We start from the raw sequence: 207 nt of genomic DNA, 5'->3' as shown, positions 1-207 counted from the left end.
CGGAATTTCACGTGTTCCGCCGTACTCAGGATACATTCAAGAGAGAACGAAGTTTCGACTACGGGGTTGTTACCCTCTACGACGGACCTTTCCAGATCGCTTCGTCTACCTCGTTCCTTTGTAACTCCGTATAGAATGTCCTACAACCCCAAGAGGCAAGCCTCTTGGTTTGGGCTATGTTCCGTTTCGCTCGCCGCTACTCAGGAA

The 207-nt window shown here is 50.7% G+C and carries 1 rRNA gene; it reads right to left on the bottom strand.

Annotated elements, in window-relative coordinates:
- A 23S ribosomal RNA gene (locus tag MR107_RS31285) occupies positions 1-207 on the bottom strand; the annotation flags it as partial.

Origin of the sequence: Bacillus cereus group sp. BfR-BA-01441, from assembly GCF_022663075.1 — a bacterium.
Taxonomy (GTDB): Bacteria; Bacillota; Bacilli; order Bacillales; family Bacillaceae_G; genus Bacillus_A; species Bacillus_A cereus.
Note: the sequence above shows the minus strand (reverse complement) of the source record. Positions and strands in the feature narration are given on the sequence as shown.